The 19793-nt window shown below is 56.3% G+C and carries 19 protein-coding genes and 4 tRNA genes; 8 read left to right on the forward strand and 15 right to left on the reverse strand.

The window, feature by feature from the left end:
- Positions 1-56: 56 nt before the first annotated feature.
- The 3 genes from H2Z84_RS05200 to H2Z84_RS05210 form a co-directional block, all read right to left on the reverse strand.
- Positions 57-132 (reverse strand) — tRNA-Thr (locus H2Z84_RS05200).
- Between the two features lie 61 nt (positions 133-193).
- Positions 194-270: transfer RNA gene (locus H2Z84_RS05205), tRNA-Pro, on the reverse strand.
- An 80-nt stretch (positions 271-350) separates the two neighbouring features.
- Positions 351-427 (reverse strand) — tRNA-Pro (locus tag H2Z84_RS05210).
- 93 nt (positions 428-520) lie between these two features.
- Between H2Z84_RS05210 and H2Z84_RS05215 the strand changes: the two genes are divergently transcribed.
- The 4 genes from H2Z84_RS05215 (at position 521) to H2Z84_RS05230 (ending at position 5490) form a co-directional block, all read left to right on the forward strand.
- On the forward strand, positions 521-1516 hold the full coding sequence (locus H2Z84_RS05215; RefSeq protein ID WP_181835032.1) for a recombination-associated protein RdgC: 996 nt from the start codon (positions 521-523) through the stop codon (positions 1514-1516).
- Positions 1517-2027: 511 nt separating this feature from the next.
- Entirely contained in the window at positions 2028-4205 is a 2178-nt protein-coding gene (gene katG, locus H2Z84_RS05220; protein ID WP_181835033.1) for a catalase/peroxidase HPI, read from the forward strand.
- A 209-nt stretch (positions 4206-4414) separates the two neighbouring features.
- The gene (locus H2Z84_RS05225) at positions 4415-4573 is read left to right on the forward strand and encodes a hypothetical protein (protein ID WP_181835034.1); all 159 of its coding nucleotides are present in this window, start codon (positions 4415-4417) and stop codon (positions 4571-4573) included.
- Between the two features lie 137 nt (positions 4574-4710).
- On the forward strand, positions 4711-5490 hold the full coding sequence (locus tag H2Z84_RS05230; RefSeq protein WP_181835035.1) for a DODA-type extradiol aromatic ring-opening family dioxygenase: 780 nt from the start codon (positions 4711-4713) through the stop codon (positions 5488-5490).
- Between the two features lie 57 nt (positions 5491-5547).
- On the opposite strand, the gene H2Z84_RS05235 is transcribed toward H2Z84_RS05230, so the two are convergent.
- The 3 genes from H2Z84_RS05235 to H2Z84_RS05245 form a co-directional block, all read right to left on the reverse strand.
- Positions 5548-6486: a dihydroorotate oxidase gene (locus H2Z84_RS05235; protein ID WP_181835036.1), complete on the reverse strand. Its 939-nt coding sequence runs from the start codon at positions 6484-6486 to the stop codon at positions 5548-5550.
- A 127-nt stretch (positions 6487-6613) separates the two neighbouring features.
- Positions 6614-8383 (reverse strand): ferrous iron transport protein B, encoded by a 1770-nt coding sequence (gene feoB, locus H2Z84_RS05240; RefSeq protein ID WP_181835037.1) that lies wholly within the window; start codon positions 8381-8383, stop codon positions 6614-6616.
- Positions 8380-8610, reverse strand: coding sequence for a FeoA family protein (locus H2Z84_RS05245; RefSeq protein WP_181835038.1), 231 nt, complete (start codon positions 8608-8610; stop codon positions 8380-8382). The genes feoB and H2Z84_RS05245 overlap by 4 nt, the downstream gene beginning before the upstream one ends.
- A gap of 221 nt (positions 8611-8831) precedes the next feature.
- On the opposite strand from H2Z84_RS05245, the gene dcd reads away from it, so the two are divergent.
- A complete protein-coding gene (dcd, locus tag H2Z84_RS05250; RefSeq protein ID WP_181835039.1) occupies positions 8832-9401 on the forward strand; it encodes a dCTP deaminase in 570 nt (189 codons plus the stop codon).
- 377 nt (positions 9402-9778) lie between these two features.
- Here the strand turns inward: dcd and H2Z84_RS05255 are convergent, their stop codons facing one another.
- The 5 genes from H2Z84_RS05255 to cysK all read right to left on the reverse strand — a co-directional run bounded on the left by H2Z84_RS05255 (position 9779) and on the right by cysK (position 13412).
- Positions 9779-10087 carry a hypothetical protein gene (locus H2Z84_RS05255; RefSeq protein WP_181835040.1) on the reverse strand — a complete coding sequence of 103 codons (309 nt, stop codon included), beginning with the start codon at positions 10085-10087 and terminating at the stop codon, positions 9779-9781.
- A 233-nt stretch (positions 10088-10320) separates the two neighbouring features.
- The gene (locus H2Z84_RS05260) at positions 10321-11346 is read right to left on the reverse strand and encodes a histone deacetylase family protein (protein ID WP_181835041.1); all 1026 of its coding nucleotides are present in this window, start codon (positions 11344-11346) and stop codon (positions 10321-10323) included.
- A gap of 97 nt (positions 11347-11443) precedes the next feature.
- Complete coding sequence (locus H2Z84_RS05265) at positions 11444-11854, reverse strand: YchJ family protein (RefSeq protein WP_181835042.1); 411 nt, start codon at positions 11852-11854, stop codon at positions 11444-11446.
- 7 nt (positions 11855-11861) lie between these two features.
- A complete protein-coding gene (locus H2Z84_RS05270; protein WP_181835043.1) occupies positions 11862-12335 on the reverse strand; it encodes a hypothetical protein in 474 nt (157 codons plus the stop codon).
- A 144-nt stretch (positions 12336-12479) separates the two neighbouring features.
- A complete protein-coding gene (gene cysK, locus H2Z84_RS05275) occupies positions 12480-13412 on the reverse strand; it encodes a cysteine synthase A (protein WP_181835044.1) in 933 nt (310 codons plus the stop codon).
- 120 nt (positions 13413-13532) lie between these two features.
- Between cysK and H2Z84_RS05280 the strand changes: the two genes are divergently transcribed.
- The gene (locus H2Z84_RS05280; protein ID WP_181835045.1) at positions 13533-14402 is read left to right on the forward strand and encodes an ion transporter; all 870 of its coding nucleotides are present in this window, start codon (positions 13533-13535) and stop codon (positions 14400-14402) included.
- Positions 14403-14417: 15 nt separating this feature from the next.
- Here H2Z84_RS05280 and H2Z84_RS05285 read toward each other — a convergent pair whose 3' ends face one another.
- From H2Z84_RS05285 to H2Z84_RS05295, 3 genes are all read right to left on the reverse strand, one after another.
- Positions 14418-15554 (reverse strand): glycerate kinase, encoded by a 1137-nt coding sequence (locus H2Z84_RS05285; RefSeq protein ID WP_181835046.1) that lies wholly within the window; start codon positions 15552-15554, stop codon positions 14418-14420.
- 91 nt (positions 15555-15645) lie between these two features.
- Positions 15646-16065 carry a ProQ/FINO family protein gene (locus H2Z84_RS05290; RefSeq protein WP_181835047.1) on the reverse strand — a complete coding sequence of 140 codons (420 nt, stop codon included), beginning with the start codon at positions 16063-16065 and terminating at the stop codon, positions 15646-15648.
- Between the two features lie 211 nt (positions 16066-16276).
- Positions 16277-16361: transfer RNA gene (locus H2Z84_RS05295), tRNA-Leu, on the reverse strand.
- Between the two features lie 208 nt (positions 16362-16569).
- On the opposite strand from H2Z84_RS05295, the gene H2Z84_RS05300 reads away from it, so the two are divergent.
- Entirely contained in the window at positions 16570-17766 is a 1197-nt protein-coding gene (locus tag H2Z84_RS05300) for an amino acid aminotransferase (protein WP_181835048.1), read from the forward strand.
- Positions 17767-17835: 69 nt separating this feature from the next.
- Here the strand turns inward: H2Z84_RS05300 and H2Z84_RS05305 are convergent, their stop codons facing one another.
- Positions 17836-18843 carry a nucleoid-associated protein gene (locus H2Z84_RS05305; protein ID WP_181835049.1) on the reverse strand — a complete coding sequence of 336 codons (1008 nt, stop codon included), beginning with the start codon at positions 18841-18843 and terminating at the stop codon, positions 17836-17838.
- 382 nt (positions 18844-19225) lie between these two features.
- Between H2Z84_RS05305 and H2Z84_RS05310 the strand changes: the two genes are divergently transcribed.
- Positions 19226-19780 carry a fimbrial protein gene (locus tag H2Z84_RS05310; RefSeq protein WP_181835050.1) on the forward strand — a complete coding sequence of 185 codons (555 nt, stop codon included), beginning with the start codon at positions 19226-19228 and terminating at the stop codon, positions 19778-19780.
- Positions 19781-19793: the final 13 nt, after the last annotated feature.

The raw sequence follows: 19793 nt of genomic DNA on the forward strand, positions 1-19793 counted from the left end.
AACAGGAAAAATTAAAAAGGGTTACAGGAAAAATCACTGTAACCCTTTGTTTTATATGGTGCCGGTAAGAGGAGTCGAACCCCCGACCTTCGCATTACGAATGCGCTGCTCTACCAACTGAGCTATACCGGCGAACCAACTTGGTAAAAAAGCCTTGAGTCTCTTATGAAGAAATTCAAGGCTTTTTTGAATCTGGTCGGAGTGAGAGGATTCGAACCTCCGGCCTCTACGTCCCGAACGTAGCGCTCTACCAGGCTAAGCTACACTCCGATTTTGTGTTTTCGTGCATCAGCGCGAGAACAGCAATTTAACTCAAATCCAAGTATTTCACAATACTTTTGCAATATTTTTGGTCGGAGTGAGAGGATTCGAACCTCCGGCCTCTACGTCCCGAACGTAGCGCTCTACCAGGCTAAGCTACACTCCGCTTCCCACTAATATCTGCAATCTGTTGTCTGCTGCGCGGCCCGTTTCCGGGTTACAATCAGCGGCATCAGAGGACGCGCATTATGGAACAATTATGTGGTTTAAGCAACTATCTTTTTATCGTCTGACTTCCGAATCTATCCACGAAACCGACAAGCTAGCCGCTGCGCTGGAGAAAAGCCCCTTTCAGCATTGTGGAGGGCTGGATTGGTTCGGTGAGGGCTGGGTAGCACCGGCTTCACACCTGGATAGTCCGGTGTTCACCGCCCGCGATTGTCAGCTGCTGTCACTCAAACGGGAAGACAAGGTATTGCCCGCTGGCGTGATCCGCGATTTTGTCGAGCAGAAGGTGCAAGAGATCGAAGAGAAGGAGCTGCGCAAGGTTGGCCGTAAGGAGAAGCTGGCGCTGAAGGAGCAGGTTACCGACGATCTGCTACCACGAGCCTTCGTACGTACTCACCGTACAACGGCTTATCTGGATTGCCGCCGCGGCTGGATGATGGTCGATTCAGGTACGGCCAGTAAGGCCGAATCACTGGTTTCCAAACTGCGCGAGGCCCTCCCCCCCTTCCCGGCGGCCCTGCCCCGCACCAAGCTGGCCCCGCATACGGCCATGACCGACTGGCTGGCGGCTGGTGAAGCGCCTTATGGCTTCGAACTGGATGCCGACTGCGAATTGAAAGATGGCAGTGAGAATGGCGCAGTCATTCGTTGCACGCGCATGGATCTGACCGCAGATGAAATCCGCCAGCATATCGCAACCGGCAAGCAGGTAACCCGCGTGGGTCTGATCTGGCAAGAGAAGGTCCGCTTTATGCTGACCGATACCCTGCAACTCAAGCGCATCCAGTTTCTGGATGTTCTGCAGGAAGAAGCCAGCCAGGCAGGTGATGACAGGGAAAGCCTGTTTGAAGCCACCTTCACCCTGATGAGCGAAGAACTGGGTGAATTGGTGGAAGCCTTGATTGAAGCATTGGGTGGATTGGAAGACAGCCAGGCATCGCCTGAGACTGTCTCTACACCAGCGCCGACAGGACAAATTGCGGTGCCAGCGGCAAATGGCAGCGATGAGAAACTGCCTTGGGACTGAGACCCCACCCATTCGGATTGACCAAGAGCCTGCGGGCTCTTTTTTTTTGATAGCACAAATCTAACAATCAATTAACAACAATCAATTTAACAAATCTATCAATCATTACCATACTAAGCACATCACCCTGTTACTGACTGGGTAGTGAAGGCTTGAACTTGGCGACCCACTTCGCAGCCCAAGCACCTGATAGGAAATTTCTTATCGAGATTAAGGAATTATCCCAGTAACAAAGAACAGGTGATGCAGTACAAATTAAGCTATCAATCCAGTACACAGGGAGAACGTCATGCAAAACAATCAGACATGGCAGGAAATCCTGCTCGACATGCTGGCCGCATTTGCAGGCTTGCAATAGAACGATCAGGTGCAATGTCTCTGGCTACGATGAGCTTGAGCTTGCCTTGAAAGTGCAAACAGCGCTACCCCTTGCACTGGATTCTTGAAAACCCTATCTGTTGACGGGAAACCTGCCCGCAACAGTCCACACCCCACGCAACAGGAGCAAGTGATGGCGAACAATAACGCAAGTTCTGCAGGCAAGTGCCCAGTCATGCATGGCGGGATGACCCAGGCAACCATGTCCAATATGGACTGGTGGCCCAAATCCCTGAATCTGGACATCCTGCACCAGCACGACAGCAAGACCCAGCCCTTGGGCGAGGGCTTCAGCTACCGTGAAGAAGTGCAAAAGCTTGACGTCGAAGCCCTCAAGCGTGATCTCAAGGCCTTGATGACCGACAGCCAGCCCTGGTGGCCGGCTGACTGGGGCCACTACGGCGGCCTGATGATCCGCATGGCCTGGCACTCGGCCGGCACCTACCGCATCGCCGACGGCCGCGGCGGTGCAGGCACGGGCAACCAGCGCTTTGCCCCTCTGAACTCCTGGCCGGACAACGGCAACCTCGACAAGGCACGCCGCCTGCTGTGGCCGATCAAGCGCAAATACGGCAACCGCCTGAGCTGGGCCGATCTGATGATCCTGGCCGGCAACATGGCTTATGAATCGATGGGCCTGAAGACCTTTGGCTTCGCCTTCGGCCGTGAAGACATCTGGGCCCCTGAGAAGGACATCTACTGGGGTTCCGAAAAGCAATGGCTGGAACCCAGTGGCGGCCCCAACAGCCGTTACTCGGGCGAGCGCGATCTGGACAACCCGCTGGCCGCCGTCATGATGGGCCTGATTTATGTGAACCCGGAAGGCGTGGATGGCAAGCCCGATCCGCTCAAGACCGCCCACGACGTGCGCGTTACCTTCGCCCGCATGGCCATGGACGATGAAGAAACCGTCGCACTGACCGCTGGCGGCCACACCGTGGGCAAAACCCACGGCAATGGCGATGCCGCCAAGCTGGGCCCGGCTCCTGAGGGCGCGGATCTGCACGAGCAGGGCCTCGGCTGGATGAACCACAGCAGCCGTGGCATTGGCCGCGATGCGGTCACTAGCGGCCTGGAAGGCGCCTGGACCACCCACCCGACCCAATGGGACAACGGCTACTTCGACATACTGCTCAACCACGAGTGGGAGCTCCGCAAGAGCCCGGCCGGCGCATGGCAGTGGGAGCCGATCGATGCCAAGGACGATGAGTACCCGGCCGACGTCGAGAACGATGCCTCCCAGCGCACCCGCCTGATCATGACCGATGCCGACATGGCCATGAAGATGGACCCGGCCTACCGTGCGATCTCGGAGCGTTTCTACAAGGACCCGGCCTACTTCACCGAGGTGTTCGCCCGCGCCTGGTTCAAGCTGACCCACCGCGATCTGGGCCCCAAGACCCGCTACATCGGCCCCGATGTGCCGCAGGAAGACCTGATCTGGCAAGACCCGGTGCCGGCTGGCCGCAGTGACTACGATGTGGCCGCCGTCAAGGCTGCCATCGCCGCCACCAGCCTGAGTACGGCCGATCTGGTCAGCACCGCCTGGGACAGCGCCCGTACTTTCCGTGGCTCGGACAAGCGCGGTGGTGCCAACGGTGCCCGCATCCGCCTGGCCCCGCAAAAAGACTGGGAAGGCAACGAGCCGGCTCGCCTGGCGCGTGTGCTGTCGGTGCTCGAGCCGATCGCTGCGAAGTTCGGCATCAGCGTGGCTGACGTGATTGTGCTGGCCGGCAACGTGGGGGTGGAAGCGGCGGCCAAGGCCGCTGGCTTCGACATCGCCGTGCCGTTTGCGCCGGGTCGTGGTGACGCCACGGCCGAGCAGACCGATGCGGCATCGTTCGACGTGCTGGAACCGGTGGCCGACGGCTTCCGCAACTGGCTCAAGAAGGACTACACGGTCAGCGCCGAAGAACTGCTGCTGGACCGCGCCCAACTGATGCGCCTGACCGCCCCGGAAATGACCGCTTTGATCGGCGGCCTGCGGGTGCTGGGCACCAACCACGGCGGCAGCGCTCATGGCGTGTTCACCGACCGCGTTGGCCAGCTGACGAATGACTTCTTTGTCAATCTGACTGATATGGCCAATACCTGGAAACCGACCGCGCACAATCTTTACGAGCTGCGCGATCGCCAGAGCGGTGCCACCAAGTGGACGGCAAGCCGCGTCGATCTGGTATTCGGCTCCAACTCGGTGCTGCGTGCCTACGCCGAGGTCTATGCCCAGGACGATGGTCGCGAGAAGTTTGTGAAGGACTTCGTGGCGGCCTGGACCAAGGTAATGAATGCAGATCGCTTTGATCTGAACTAATCGACCTGGCGCTTACCAGCGCTGTCACAGCAGACCAAATCAACCGGACAGCACATGCTGTCCGGTTTTTCTTACCACACACTCCCTCGACCCCGCCCCTAAGCCTCGACTCCCGCCAATCATTGTCAAAACAAATCGACAATTTTAAAAGATTAATTTTACTTGCGAATTATTCTCATTAGAATGAGATCATTCAATGGGAGAACGACATGAAACAACAGCACACCGCATTACCACGTAGCCGCCTTCCCCTGATGGCACGTCGACTGGTGGGCCTTGCCATCGTCTGCGCAGGCTGGGCCTTGATATTGCAGCCAGCAGGACACAGCAATATTGATAAGCAGCCGGTGGCCAGTCGCCCGGCTTAAGCTAGGCACGGCACATCCACGCTGGAGCCAGACATTTATTTACTATTAGTAAACAATATAGTGAGAAATTCACGGTTTTTTTGACGGGAAAAGCTGGTTAAGCTGTTCACATGGCAATCAATGCAGGCAATACCACCATGACCACACGACAACCCGCCCTGTTTATTTCTCACGGTGCCCCGACGCTCCCCATCGAACACAGTCCTACCCGCGACTTTTTGCAGCAGCTTGGCCAGCAGCTTACCCGCCCACGGGCTATCGTGGTGCTGTCTGCGCACTGGGAAAGCACGCTGCCCATGGTCAATCTGGCCGAGAAACCAGGCACGCTATACGACTTTGGCGGCTTTCCGCCCATTCTTTACACCCTGCGCTATCCCGCCACTACTGATCTGACCCTGGCGGCAGAGGTAATGGATCTGCTGCGCCAATCCGGCCTGCGTGTAGGCAGCACCGATCAGCGCGGCCTGGACCACGGCATGTGGACACCGCTGATGCTGATGTACCCGCAGGCAGATATTCCGCTGGTGATGGTGTCACTACCCCATACCGCGACGGCTGACACCTATTACCAGATGGGCCGGGCACTGCGGGCACTGCGCGACGACAATGTGATGATCATTGGCTCTGGCAGCTATACCCATAATCTGTGGCAGCTCGGCCGCGATGGTAGTGCACCAGCATCCTGGGCAGAGGATTTTGCCCACTGGATGGACGATGCCTTAAGCCATAACCGACCACAGGACATTCTCAACTGGAAGCAGCTGGCCCCCCATGCACGGGAAAACCACCCCAGCGACGAGCATTTCAATCCCTTGCTGGTGGCCATGGGGGCGGCATCCGATGACACACCACCACACAAGTTGCACGATGACTGGCGCATGGGCTCACTATCCATGGCCTGCTGGCGCTTCGACTGAAATGTAACAGGGCCATCTTCAAGATGGCCCTGTTACTGTCCAAGTCCGCTTCTCAGCTCACAGGGTTTTCAATTTGCCACGGAAGTCATCCAGGCATTGATAACCCTTCTGTGCCATCAGCTGCCGCAGCTCATCCAGAATACGCGCAAACGCCCCCTCGCCTTCCTCATACAGGCAGGTGCCAATCTGCACCACCGTTGCCCCGGCCAGGATATGCATGAAGGCCTCCCGGCCACTATTGATACCGCCACAGCCCACCACATGCTTGCCAGGCAGCAGGCGGTAAAACTCGCGCACATTGGCCAGCGCCGTCGGCAGTACATAGCTGCCGCCCAGGCCACCCAGTCCGTCCTTGGGCTTGATCACGACGCTTTCATGCTCGACATCAATCACCAGACCATTGCCAATGGAATTGATGCAGGTAACAAAGCGCAAGGTGGGAAAAGTGTTGAGCACCTCAGCCATCTGGGCAAAATGCACCGGGTCGAAATACGGCGGCAACTTAACGCCAAAATCGCCGGGATAAACACGCGCAATCTGTGTCAGGGCCTCGCGGCAAGCTTGAAAATCGTAACCAAGCTGTGGCTTGCCCGGCAGATTGGGGCAGGACAGATTGACTTCCGGCAAACAGGGTAGCTCTGCGGCAGCCAGATCACGCAGCATGTCCAGATTCTCGTCCAGCGTCATGCCGGAAAGTGACAGAAACAGCGGTTTGCCTGCGGCGTAGGGATAGCTGCGCGCATAGTCACGGTAATAGTGATAGCCCGCGTTGGGGAGCCCCATGGAATTGATACTGCCCAGCGGCGTTGCACAATAGCGCGGCTCCGGATTACCCACACGCGGCTGCGGCGTACAGCTCTTGGTGATCACCGCGCCCGCGGCCGAGGTGCGTACTTGCTCCAGTTCGGCCACGCTACGACACATAACACCCGAGGCGTTATACAGAGGATTGGCCATGGCAAGACCAAGCCAGGAGACAGACAGGTCTACATACATGCCTTGGATTTCCCGACAAAACAAAAAAACCAGTCTGCGCCAGCCACAGCACAGTCGCTCTGCGCCACGTCAAGCCTCCATGCAAAACGACCGCCGCAGCGGTCGTTACTTGGCAGGACACAACACACTAGCGCAGCAGATGTACCCCCTGATAGAAGGCAAAAGAGATCAGCCAGGCCAACAGCACTGACCAACCGACGGATAGCGCAGTAAAGGCTCGGCTTTTGGATTCGCGACGGATCGCTGCCACAGTAGACAGACAAGGCACGTACACCAGCGTAAAGATCAGGAAACTCATGGCCGAGGCCCAATCCAGGTGGTGCAGTAGCGCAGCGCCCAATCCGGCTTCCGGCACGCCATAGATCACCGCCAGACCGCCCAGCAAGATTTCCTTGGCAACAAATCCCACCAGCAGGGCCACGGCCAGTTCGTGCTTGATACCGATGGGATCCAGCACAGGTGCCATCACCGTACCCAGCACATCCGCCAGCGTCTTGTTATCCCCTGCCGGAATATGCGAGACGAGCCACACCAGCACCACCCCCATCAGGATAAAACTGGAGGCAAGTTCAAGAAAAGCACGTACTTCGGCTACCGCACGGATCAACATATGACGCATGCCCGGCAGACGATAAGGCGGTACTTCCAGCAAGAACGCCTCATTACCACGATAACGATGCTTGAACACCCAGGCAGTGAAAATGGCAACCACAAAACTCAGCAGGTAAAGCAGCAGCAAAACCCACGGAGCCTGCTGCGGGGTAAACAAAATACCGGCAAAAAACACCACCACCTGCAACCTGGCAGAACACAGCGAGAAGGGAATGATCAGCATGGTGAGCAAACGCTGCTTGCGCTCGCGCATCACCCGCGTTCCCAGGATGGCAGGTACATTGCAACCAAAACCCATCAGCTGCATGACAAAACCACGACCATCCAGCCCCAGTTTGGCCATGAAGGCATCGGTAAGATAGGCGGCCCGCGCCAGATAGCCACTATCTTCCACCATGGCCATCAGGATAAAAAACACGAACAGAATGGGCGCAAACGTGAGGACAGTGGATACCCCCTGCCAGACACCTTCCAGCAACAGGCTTTGCACAATGGCTGGCAATGGCGCGAGCCATTGCTGTAACGCTGCGGTCTTGAACCAGTCCAGGCCATCACCGACCAGCCCTTGCAGCGGAGTGCCAATCTGATAAGTCAGATTGAACAGCACTGCCATGCAGGCGAAAAACAGCGGCAAACCCAACCAGGAATGCATCAACCAGGCATCCACTTTTTCCGTCATGCCCTCAGGCAGCACGGCAGGCAAATTCCAGCAAGCAGCCAACTTCGCCCGCGCCTGCATGATGGCATCCTGTGTCTCGGGTACACGATCAAGCTGGGCGTGGCTGGCGGTGGCAGCGCTGGCGGCTTGGCGGTTCAGTGCTTCCATCAGCGCCGGCCAGCCCTCCATGCGCTTGGCCGACACCAGCACCACCGGTACGCCCAGACGCTGGCGCAACACGTCCAGATCAAGCGTAATTCCCAGCAGTCTGGCTTCATCCGCCATATTCAGTACCACCACCGCGGGGATCCCACTGGCCAGTACCTGCAGGGCCAGCGGCAGCTGGCGGTCCAGCTGGGCGGCATTGAGCACCAGGATGGCTGCATCAAATGCGGTGCTCATCAACACATCACGTACGACGGCTTCGTCATCGCTATAGCCGGTCAGATCATTCACGCCGGGCAAATCAACCAGTTCCACCATCTTGCCGCCCAGCAGCAGACGTGCGCTGGTGAGTTCGACCGTGAGTCCGGGCCAATTGCCAACGCGCTGTGACATACCGGTGAGGCGATTGAATACCGTGGACTTGCCGGTATTGGGCAGGCCTAACAGAGCAAAACGCTTCATTCAGCCACCCGTACCTGAATCAAACTGGCCAGGCTGCGACGCAGCAAAAAGCGGGTACTACCGACCTCCAATACCAATGGGCCGCCAAAGGGTGCACAGCGCGTCAGATTGAAGTGACTGCCGGGAATCAGCCCAAAAGCGGCAACACGGCGGAAAGCCTCATCAGACAAATCCAGGCTGTCCACCACCCCTTTGCACCCCGGTGGAAACTTGTCGAGTGACAACATCTTGCATACCCATAACGCGAATAGTTTGCATTATTATAAGCGCAAAGACCTTTACTGCCATAAGGTGTCTTGCCCGGCATCTGAGCAAGGTTTGCGCGATATCAACTGCCGGCAAACCCAAGTCGTTCACCTGCGCCGGCAAAACATGACTAGATATGGCCGTGCCGGGTCATACCGTTTAGAATCGGAGCCATCTAAATTTCAGCAACGGACCCCCGACCATGAGCATCAAATCCGACAAGTGGATCCGCCGTATGGCACAGGATCACAACATGATCGAGCCGTTTGAATACAACCAGATCAAGAACATGAACGGCGAGAAGGTGATCTCCTTCGGTACCTCCAGCTATGGCTACGATATCCGCTGTGCCGATGAATTCAAGGTATTCACCAATATCAACAGCACCATTGTCGACCCGAAGAATTTCGATCCGGACTCCTTTGTCGAAGTCTCAGGCAAGGGCTACTGCATCATCCCGCCCAACAGCTTCGCTCTGGCTCGCACGGTGGAATATTTCCGCATACCGCGCTCCGTGCTGACCGTATGCCTAGGCAAATCAACCTACGCACGCTGCGGCATCATCGTCAATGTCACCCCCTTCGAACCGGAGTGGGAAGGCTATGTCACGCTGGAGTTCTCCAATACCACCCCGCTGCCGGCCAAGATCTATGCCAACGAAGGCGTGGCACAAGTGCTGTTCTTCGAGTCTGATGAAGTATGCGATGTGTCTTATGCTGATCGCGCCGGCAAATACATGGGGCAGGTTGGCGTCACACTACCGCGTCCCTGATAGTCGCCTTGCGCGACAAGCCGCTACGACAAGGACAGCCTGCGCTGTCCTTTTTTATTTCATACGCATGAAAATCTGTCGGGCAATTTCCGCTGCCTGTTCTAGGATGAACTGTGGCTTACTCGATTTCAGCAGCAAACCTAATACAGCATATGGTTTCTTCTTGGGACGTCGCGGTTCCCCCTTGCCGTAACGTCCCTTTTTTTATTCAACAAAAAATCAATTGGCATTTTTTTTAATTATTTTCATCCTATGTAAATAATTTACTACTACAGGAATGACACCGTATCGCGAAGCAGCACCGACTTAAAGAAACAGGGCCGGCAAAGCCGACCCTGTTATTCCCTCATTCCCCGGTGACTCCTGTTATATCCCATCTAGATAACCTCGCTTGCCTTATGGCAAGGATCTTCCAGCAAAACACGGGCACTTTCCGCCAACTTGTCCAGATCTTCATCCAGATGTTCCTGCATATCCAGCAAGGCAGCCTTGAGTACCATGGCGGCCAATGCGGCCTGGTCGCCACTGAACACATGCGCCAATACACGCAACTCGCGACATGCATGCAGATCCAGCGGTATTTCCAGAGTGCGGACTACCTCAATCCGTGTCACGGCATCGGTATCCACTCCCTTGCTGCGGCAGCTTTCCAGCTCACCCAGCAAGCCTTTCAAAGCTAGTCCCATTGCCCTCTCCTTTCGCCTACACTTTAACGCTAGCCCTGGCCCGTCAAAAAACCAAGCTGACGTCAGCAAGATATTGACTTGAAACAAAATATTCATACGCCATAGCCATCAATAGGCCTAATTTCTGCCGCTAGTACGCCATGCAAGTGCATGACAGGGCGATGGGAAGACAGACCGGATAGCAGTAACAAGAGTCTGAAATGTACCGGGCGTCCAAGCTGCGCGGGCTACTGTTACATTGAGAATCCTTCGAGCACATTGACAGCATTCAAGCCGATAGGCTCCACCGCATAGCCCCCTTCCATGCAGAAAGCCGTTGGCAGACCCAAGCTTCCAATCTGCTCGCCCAGCCGCAGAAAGTCTGTGCTGGCCAGGGAGAAGCGCGAGATAGGATCGCCCTCGAAGGTATCCACCCCCAAGGACACCACCAGCGCATCAGGAGCATAGCGACGAACTTCGCCCAGCGCAGTTTCCAGTGCGGCAAACCATAAGGCGACACTGGATGCTGCCGGCAGCGGAAAATTGTAGTTGAAACCCAGCCCAGCACCTTCGCCATGTTCATCGGCAAAACCGAGAAAAAACGGGTATTCGGTAGCCGGATCGCCATGAATCGACAGGAACAACACATCATCACGCTGGTAGAAAATATCCTGCGTACCATTGCCGTGGTGATAGTCGACATCCAGGATGGCAACCCGTTTCGCACCACGGTCCAGCAGGCTTTGCGCCGCAATCGCGGCATTATTGAAGAAGCAATAGCCACCACAATAATCACGGGCGGCATGATGACCGGGCGGCCGGGTGAGTGCAAATACACCACGCTGGCCAGCCTCCAGCTGATCGATAGCCGTTAGCGCCACATCCGCTGCAGCGGTGATGGCCGGCCAGGTGCCCGCAGTCAGCGGCGTGCCGCAGTCCATCGAGTAATAGCAAAGCTGGCCTTCCACATGCTCGGGAATGGCCGCGCGCAGACGGCGGATCTGCCACATCTTGGGCAGGGCATCATAGTCACGCCCCATGGCCGTCCAACGTTGCCAGGCGGTCTGCAGAAAACCGACATAGCCAGCATCATGCACCCGTAACACCGGCTCCAGCCCATGTGCCAGCGGCTCGATTACCGGTCCCAGGCCACGTGATCTGACTTCCTGCAATACCATGTCGGCACGTGATGGATTTTCGAAACAAGGCTTGAGGGTGCCATCAATCAACTCGGCCTTGCCGTGCTGCAGACGGTGTTTGTCGCTATAGATGGTCAGCATGGAAATATCCGGCAAGAAAAAGCCCCATGCTGGCGCGATGGGGCGGTGGGGTCAACCTTGACCGGGCGATGATTTGCCCAGGCGCAAGACTGGTTGCTCAGCCTTCTTCAGCATCGCCATCCACATAGAACCAGCGACCATCTTCCTTGCGAAAGCGGCTGACCTCATGTAACCGCTGGGCACGGCCGTTGACCTTATAGCGGGCAACAAACTCCACCACGCCAGCATCGTCAGCAGCCGTGCCGGCCTGGGTGCTGAGTACGTCCAGTGCCAGCCACTTTACAAAGCGCTCTTCACGCGACAGATCCAGCTCTGCCGGACGGGTGGAAGAGTGCCAGCTGGCCAGCAAATAGTCGCCATTATTCATGGTGTAGGCCGCATAGCGGGAGCGCATCAGGCTCTCAGCGGTAGGGGCCAGCTGCGCGCCGTCAATATAGCGGCCGCAACAGTCGGCAAAGGAGGCAGTCAGGCCACAGGGGCAAGCACTGGAATGTTTCTTCTTGCTCATTGCTTTATCAGCCCAGGGCGGGCAATCCATAGAGTTTCAACAGAAAATTGGTAAATACCGGGACCGGCGGCTTGGGCTGCAGCTTGGGCCAGCGACGCATCCATTCGCGCAAGCGCATTTCCATGCGTGCCTGTGACTCTTCTTGAGTCAGCCGTCCAGCATCCCGCTCCACGGCCAGATAGCGATACATGGCAAAGCTATTGTCGTCGACCAGGTTGGCACCAATCAGGCGCAAGCGGTAGACATTAAGCTGGTCTGCTGCCGCCACACGGTTCAGCTCACCGCTTTTCACCTTGCTGGCCAGGCGGTTAGCTTCCTTGAACAGCAAGTCGACCTTGCTGTCCGGCACCGGTTGGGCCACTGGCGGATGAACCGGTCGCCCTCCAGTTTGCGGGGCTGCCGGCTGTTGCAGCAAGCTGCAGGCAGACAACATCAGCGACAGGCCGGCTACTCGGCTAAGCACTTTAAGGGTGGAATGCATGGGCGGTAGTGTAGCGGATGTAGAGGGAGATTGGACAAAATACGCCGTAATGCAGTTCGCTGCCAGCCCACACACAGACGCAAAACCGGCCGGGCAGGAGCTGCGCGGCCGGCGATACCGGGTGAGGCTGTTGGGCAGAAACGATCAGGCCAGGTGTTCGAACAGCGGTGTCGACAAGTAACGCTCACCAAAGGAAGGAATGACCACCACGATAAGCTTGCCGGCATTTTCCGTACGCTTGGCCAACTGAATGGCCGACCACACAGCAGCCCCGGAAGAGATGCCGACCAACACACCCTCTTGGGTAGCTACCGCCCGTGCAGTGGTAAAAGCATCGTCATTCTTGACGCGAATGATTTCGTCGTAGACTTCGGTATTCAGGATAGGCGGGACAAAACCGGCACCGATACCCTGGATGGGGTGCGGGCCCTTGGGACCACCCGACAACACCGGCGAAGCATCCGGCTCCACCGCAACGATCTGTACACCCGGCTTGCGGGCCTTCAGTACTTCGCCGACACCGGTAATGGTGCCGCCGGTACCCACACCGGCCACAAAAATATCTACCTGGCCATCGGTATCGCGCCAGATTTCTTCAGCCGTCGTATTGCGGTGAACCTCCGGATTGGCTGCATTTTCGAATTGCTGCGGCATGAACCAGCTATCGGGGTTCTCTTCCACCAGTTGACGTGCCTTGGCAATGGCACCACCCATGCCATCCGGCCCGGGGGTCAGGATCAGCTCCGCACCGTAGGCTTTCAATAGCTGGCGGCGCTCACGGCTCATGGTTTCCGGCATGGTGATCACCAGCTTATAACCACGCGCAGCGCAGACCATGGCCAGACCGATACCCGTATTACCGGAGGTCGGTTCGACAATGGTGGTTTGCGGCCCAATCTTGCCAGCCTGCTCGGCAGCGTCGATCATGGCAACCGCGATACGGTCCTTGACGCTGTGTGCCGGATTGAAAAACTCCAGCTTGGCTACCACGGTGGCGACGCAGCCATCGGTAACACGGTTCAGTTTGACCAGAGGGGTATTGCCGATCAGGTCAGTTACGGTATTGGCGATACGCATCGTCTTATTCTCCCGGGCAACATTAATGCAAGGTTTAATGACGCTTATAATATATGAGCGGCAAAAAAACTCTAATAGTGTTTACTTCTATTCAATGAACCAACAGATCCCACATTCATCATGCCGACCCAAGAAGAGCTGATTCCCTTGAGCGGCTGGCGCCGCAAGCTGTACATCATCATTTTTGAAGCTGACACCCGCAGCGGCCGGCTGTTCGATCTGGCGCTGATTGTCAGCATCGTCCTGTCGCTGCTCACCGTGATCCTGGAGAGTGTGGCCAGCATCCGCCAGCAATGGGGCACACAATTAAAGGTACTGGACTGGCTGTTCACCATTCTGTTCACGCTGGAATACCTGCTGCGCCTGGCATGCATCCACAAGCCACTACGCTACGCCCGTAGTTTTTTCGGTGTGGTCGATCTGCTGTCCATCTTGCCGCTCTACCTGGGTTTGTTCATTCCGGAAAGCCGCTTCCTCGCCGATATCCGCATACTGCGGCTGCTACGCATGTTCCGCATCCTCAAGCTCACCCGCTATATGGGCGAGGCGCGTGAACTGAAACGAGCCATGCTGGCGAGCCGCCGCAAGATCATCGTTTTCCTGGGCACGGTGGTGCTGCTGGTGATCATTCTGGGTACGCTGATGTATGTCATCGAGGGCGAGGCCAATGGTTTCACCAGCATTCCGGTTGGCATCTACTGGGCTATTGTCACCCTCACCACGGTTGGTTTTGGCGACATCACTCCCAAAACTCCGCTCGGCCAGGGTTTGGCCAGCCTGGTGATGATTACCGGCTATGGCATCATTGCCGTACCTACCGGCATCGTGACAGCAGAAATCGCCCGTGGGGCCTCCGCCACGCCAGCAAATGATCAGTCGGCAACCCGCCTCTGCCCTCACTGTTTCAGCGAAGGCCATGATTGGGATGCCCGCTTTTGCAAGCATTGCGGGGGCACACTGCCCAGGCCAGCCAAGGGCGAAGTCAGCTAGCCCTGACAAATCAGCTCAAGAACGAGGACTACCCCGGGCAGCCAGAATGGTGCGCGCGACTTGTTCAGCCAGCTGGGCAAGACGTTGCGGAGCTTCCTGCATCGCACTATCCAACGACATCGGCCGGTTACACAGGGAGTAACAACCATCAAAACTGGTGACCAATACGCCTTCCTCATCTGCGATCACCGCGCCGGATAACAGGCTGACGGGAACACCAGCCGCACGTGCCAAAGTAGCCACGCAGGCCGGGGCCTTGCCGGCCAGCGTCTGACTGTCGCTGCGCCCTTCTCCGGTGAACACCCAGTCAATCATTTGCAGTGCTGGTTCGAGGCCCAGGTGACGTGCTACCGCCTGGGCTCCCGACTGCATGCGCCCGCCCAGCAAGAGCATGGCATAGCCCAAGCCACCGGCAGCACCACTCCCCGGCAGGTGCCGAGTGTCTTGCTGCAATCTTGCATCCAATAGCTGTGCAAAATGCGTAATCTCGCCATCAATGCGGGCGATATCCGCCGCGGCCACGCCCTTTTGCGGGCCAAATACCGCTGTTGCACCGCGCGAGCCGCTTAAGGGATTATCCACATCCGACCAGATTTCCAGCTCAACACCGGCAAACGCATCCAGCACGCCATCGGCATCAAGCGTAAACAGCTGCGGCAAATCCTGCAGCGCGCCGACCAATCGCTGCCCTTGAGCATTCAGCAACTGCAGACCGAGAGCGGCCAGACAGCCAGCCCCACCGTCATTGGTACTGGAACCACCCAACGCGACGGCGATACGCCGCTGCCCCGACTGCAGCAAAGCAGCCAGCATCTGACCCACACCACGGCTGCTACGCTGCGCCACCAGACTATCCCCCGCTTCGGGCAAACCGATAATGCGCGCCACCTCCACTACGGCGGTCCCATCCGGTAGCAGCAGACAAGGTGCAATGATGGTTTCACCCGTGGCATTGCACACAGGAAACTGCAGCCACTCACCACCTACCGCGGCATACAAGGTATCCAGCGTACCCTCGCCGCCATCTGCCATTGGCCGCAGCATACATTCTGCTTGCGAGTCGGCTTGTTCAATACCACGCTGCATCGCCTTTGCCACCTCAGCAGCATCAAGCGAGCCTTTATAGGAATCCGGTGCAAGTAGCCAACGCATAGGTCATCCTCCAGCCGAAAACGGTCAACATAAATGCAAAACCCCTTCTTGCCAAGGCAAGAAGGGGTTGGTAACGGGAGCGAATTAACGCTTATTCAGCAGACTGGCCTTCCGGCGTAACCGGGGCAGTACTGGCTTCGGGCACAGCAGTAGTTTCAACTGCGGCCTTGGGTGCCGACATCAGCTGGGCCGCTTTTTTCTCTTCAGCGGTCACTTCACCAGTCGGCTTGCCGGCCAAATCGAAACGCTTGCCGCCACGCGCCAGGGATTTGACATAGCGAGGCTTGCGGCAATGATTGGCGACCACACGGGAAATCAGTGTGGGATCAAATTGCGTCAAGGCTGCAATCAGGCTCTCATGGATGCCCAGAGCCAGCGGACGGAACTGACGAAACACTTCGAACTTGCTGTAAACATGTTCCGCAATCATTTCAGTCTGCTTTTTCTTCGACAGACTCTGCACTGCGGACTTGAGAGCAGCACCCAGTGCCGTTTCGGTATTTGGCTTCATGAACTTCTATCTAGATCCAGTGATGCTTTTCAATGACAGGCAAGCCTGCCAGACGGGGTGACGGTGTACAACCCGTCGCTAGCTCAGCATGTCGCTCTCTTCACGACGCTGCTGCGCCCTGTATGGTAATGCAGCTTGCAAGCGCATGCCAGCAAAAGCCGGCATCGACCAATGGTCTGCCAGCCAGGCGGCTTGAACCGGGCAATGGTATTGGTGCGCCCAGCCGGGGTCGAACCGGCACAACCGAAGTCGAGGGATTTTAAGTCCCTTGCGTCTACCAATTTCGCCATGGGCGCACCGAGTGGCGGATTATGCCAGCACTCGGCCGCAGAGTCACCCTTTGCACACGCAATTTCCCTTATCCTGCGGCACAAGCCGTGCATGACTTGCTGCTATTGGCCGCTTTGCGCGAAGATGCATGACTTATGCATCACTGCCGCCCTGTCTTGCCGACGAGCTGCTACCCACTACTTATCACGATCGCTACCAAGGAATTGCCATCTCATGTTCGAACATGTCGAAGCCTATCCCGGCGACCCCATCCTGACCCTGGTGGAAACCTTCCATGCCGACACTCGCAGCCAGAAAGTAAACCTGGGCATCGGCCTGTACTATGACGAAGAGGGGCGCATCCCACTGCTAGATTCGGTCCAGCAGGCTGAAGCAGCCCGTGCAGCATCTCCCGCACCGCGCCCTTACCTGCCGATGGAAGGCGCCGCCAACTACCGCACTGCAGTACAAAAACTGTTATTTGGCGCAGAGCACCCGGCAGTGCAGCAACAACGCATCGCCACCATCCAGACTATCGGCGGCTCTGGTGCGCTGAAAGTGGGGGCGGACTTCATCAAGCGCTACTTCCCGCAGAGCGAAGCCTGGATCAGCAATCCCAGCTGGGACAACCATCGCGCCATCTTTGAAGGTGCTGGTATCCAGGTACATGACTACCCTTATTATGATGCCCACAGCGGCGGCCTCTTGTTTGATGACATGCTGGCCACAATCAAGCAGTTGCCCGCGCAAAGTGTGGTTCTGCTGCACCCCTGCTGTCACAACCCGACCGGTGTTGACCTGAGCACTGCACAGTGGGATGCGCTGATTCCAGTGCTGAAGGAGGGCAAGCTGCTGCCTTTCCTCGACATTGCCTATCAAGGCTTTGGCCAAGGGCTAGATGAAGATGCCTACGCCATCCGCGCACTGGCCAACGCAGAAGTCAGCTTCTTTGTCAGCAACTCCTTTTCCAAGAATCTTTCCTTCTACGGCGAACGCTGTGGCGGCCTGTCCATCCTCTGCCAAAGCAAGGAAGAAGCAGAGCGCGTACTGGGCCAGATGAAAGCCACCGTACGCCGCAACTACTCCAGCCCACCCACCCACGGTGGCCAGATTACCGCCGCCGTCATGAACGATCCTGCACTGTTTGCCCAATGGGAAAGCGAAGTGGCTCAGATGCGGGTCCGTATCAAGGCCATGCGTCAGCAATTGTTTGCCGTACTCAGCGCCCGCTTGCCTGGGCGTGACTTCAGCTACTTCACGACCCAGCAAGGTATGTTCAGCTATACCGGTCTCACCCCGGAACAGGTAGACCGCCTGCGTGAAGAGTTTGCTGTCTATCTGGTGCGCTCCGGCCGCATGTGCGTAGCCGGCTTGAACAGCCGCAACGTGGACTATGTCGCCCAAGCCATGGCCAGCGTGCTGGAAGACTAAAATCGTCCTCACCTCTCCAAGTAAAAAGCCCGTCATCTCTGACGGGCTTTTTTATCATGGCAACAACACTCATTCGCGCTTGTGCAGTTTCAAGGTCAGGCTTAACTCACCCTCGCCATCATTAACTGACTGGATATTTTTCAGGGTAATGCCTGTAGGCAACAGTACGCTGATGCCATGACCAATACCATATTTGGATAGCGACTTTTCCAGTCGCTTGGCCATATTCTGCGCAGGCAGTCGCGCCTCCTCATCCAAGGCAAAGCCATACGTCTCCGCAGCGCTGTCAAATGCCTGGCTCACCTGCTCCTTGCCAACAAACTTTTCGGCGATAGAACTGACCTGACCAGTAGACATTTCCTCTTCAGCACCACATACCGCCAGAAACTCATCCTTGAAGCGAGCCTGCTCGAGCGGGTCCGCAATCTCCTCGGATAGCTGTTCGACTACACTGGCCACCATGCGGCTACTGCTATTGGCATCCGGCACCCGCATGGCCTTGAGAAAATCATCCAGCCAGAACTTGGCTTGCTGTCCACCACGGTCTACGGCATACACCAGCGGGCTATTCTCAAGAATCAATGCCCCCTTGTCGATCAAGCGCGGATTGATCCCTGAAGCATGGCGAATATCAAACACTTCGCCAGCCTCGATCACCGACAGAAAATCATCACGCACTTCCGACTTGAACACCCCCAAAGCACGCAGCTCACGTTCGCCATCAGACAAACCGGTAAACAAAATGACAAACAAATCGCCGGCACTGATATTCGGATGCTGTGAGCGGGCATACAGATGCTTGGCAATACGCTGTGACACCGTGAGGAAGTCCAGCTCATCACGGAAAAATTGCCGTGTGTAGTGATAGATCTCATTCAGATTGAGATCAGACTCATGAAAAAACTGGTGCTTCTTCTTGTCAGAAACCACACCCCTTAAGTAGCCACTCAAAATGAGCGAGGAAACGCCGTCATCGACGTCACAGGCCCGCTCAGACAGTTGCAAGCCCTCACCCCTCACCTGATTGCCTACCCGATGCACCACCAAGCGTTCTACACGCGACTCACCAATCAACATAAGCAGCCTTTGACATCTAAACCCAGATTATTGCCGTACAGCCAAGCGCTGACAATCGCAATGCACTCTCACAAAACCCAAATAGCATAAATAGCGATCTACAACCGCGGTGACGACACTTGATCAGATCCGCCGCTTAGCGACAAAACAGTAGCTGCCAAGCCAAATCTGGCTTCACACACTCCGTATTAATAAATATAGCGCGATCCAACCCGTTTCATTAATTAGAAATTGCATCAAGTGGATTGCCGCACCTAATCCTTGGGAATTTTCCTAGCTTTAAAAAAGATTGCTCTCAATTACTAAGCGTCCGTGATGGTTGATAGTGGCATCTAAGCAATCACTGCTTGTTGTTAATACACTTTCATCAAGGAATTAAGCTATGAAAAAACTGCTCACTACTGCATCCGCCGCCCTGCTGCTGGCAGGTATCGCCACCCAGGCACAAGCCTACGATGGCTCCATCACCTTCACTGGCAATATATCCGCCGTTACTTGCACCATCACTGCTGCTGGCGGCACAACTACTGGCAGCGTCACACTGCCAACTGTTGCAGCCAGCAGCTTGCCAGCTGCAGATAAAACTGCTGGTTCCACGCAATTTAGCATTGCATTGACAAATTGCACTGGTGGAGCACCAGCACCAACTCAAGCCGCGACCTGGTTTGAAGCTAGTAGTGATGTCACTGCTGCTGGTCGCCTGAAAAATACAGGCGGTGCCACTGGTGTAGATGTCGCTATCTATAATCCGAATAATACTGATACCAATTTTATCAAAATTGGCCAAGGTAATGGTTCACTGGGTAGTAGCGGCATAGCAGTCCCCATTTCTGGTGGCAACGCTACGATGACTTATACAGCTAGGTACTACTCTACTGCCGCAGTCGTTCCTGGTACTGTAGTTGCAAAAGTAAACTACACCATTCAATATCAATAATAACATCAGCAGT

Origin of the sequence: Aquitalea aquatica (genome assembly GCF_013911085.1) — a bacterium.
Lineage (GTDB): Bacteria > Pseudomonadota > Gammaproteobacteria > Burkholderiales > Chromobacteriaceae > Aquitalea > Aquitalea aquatica.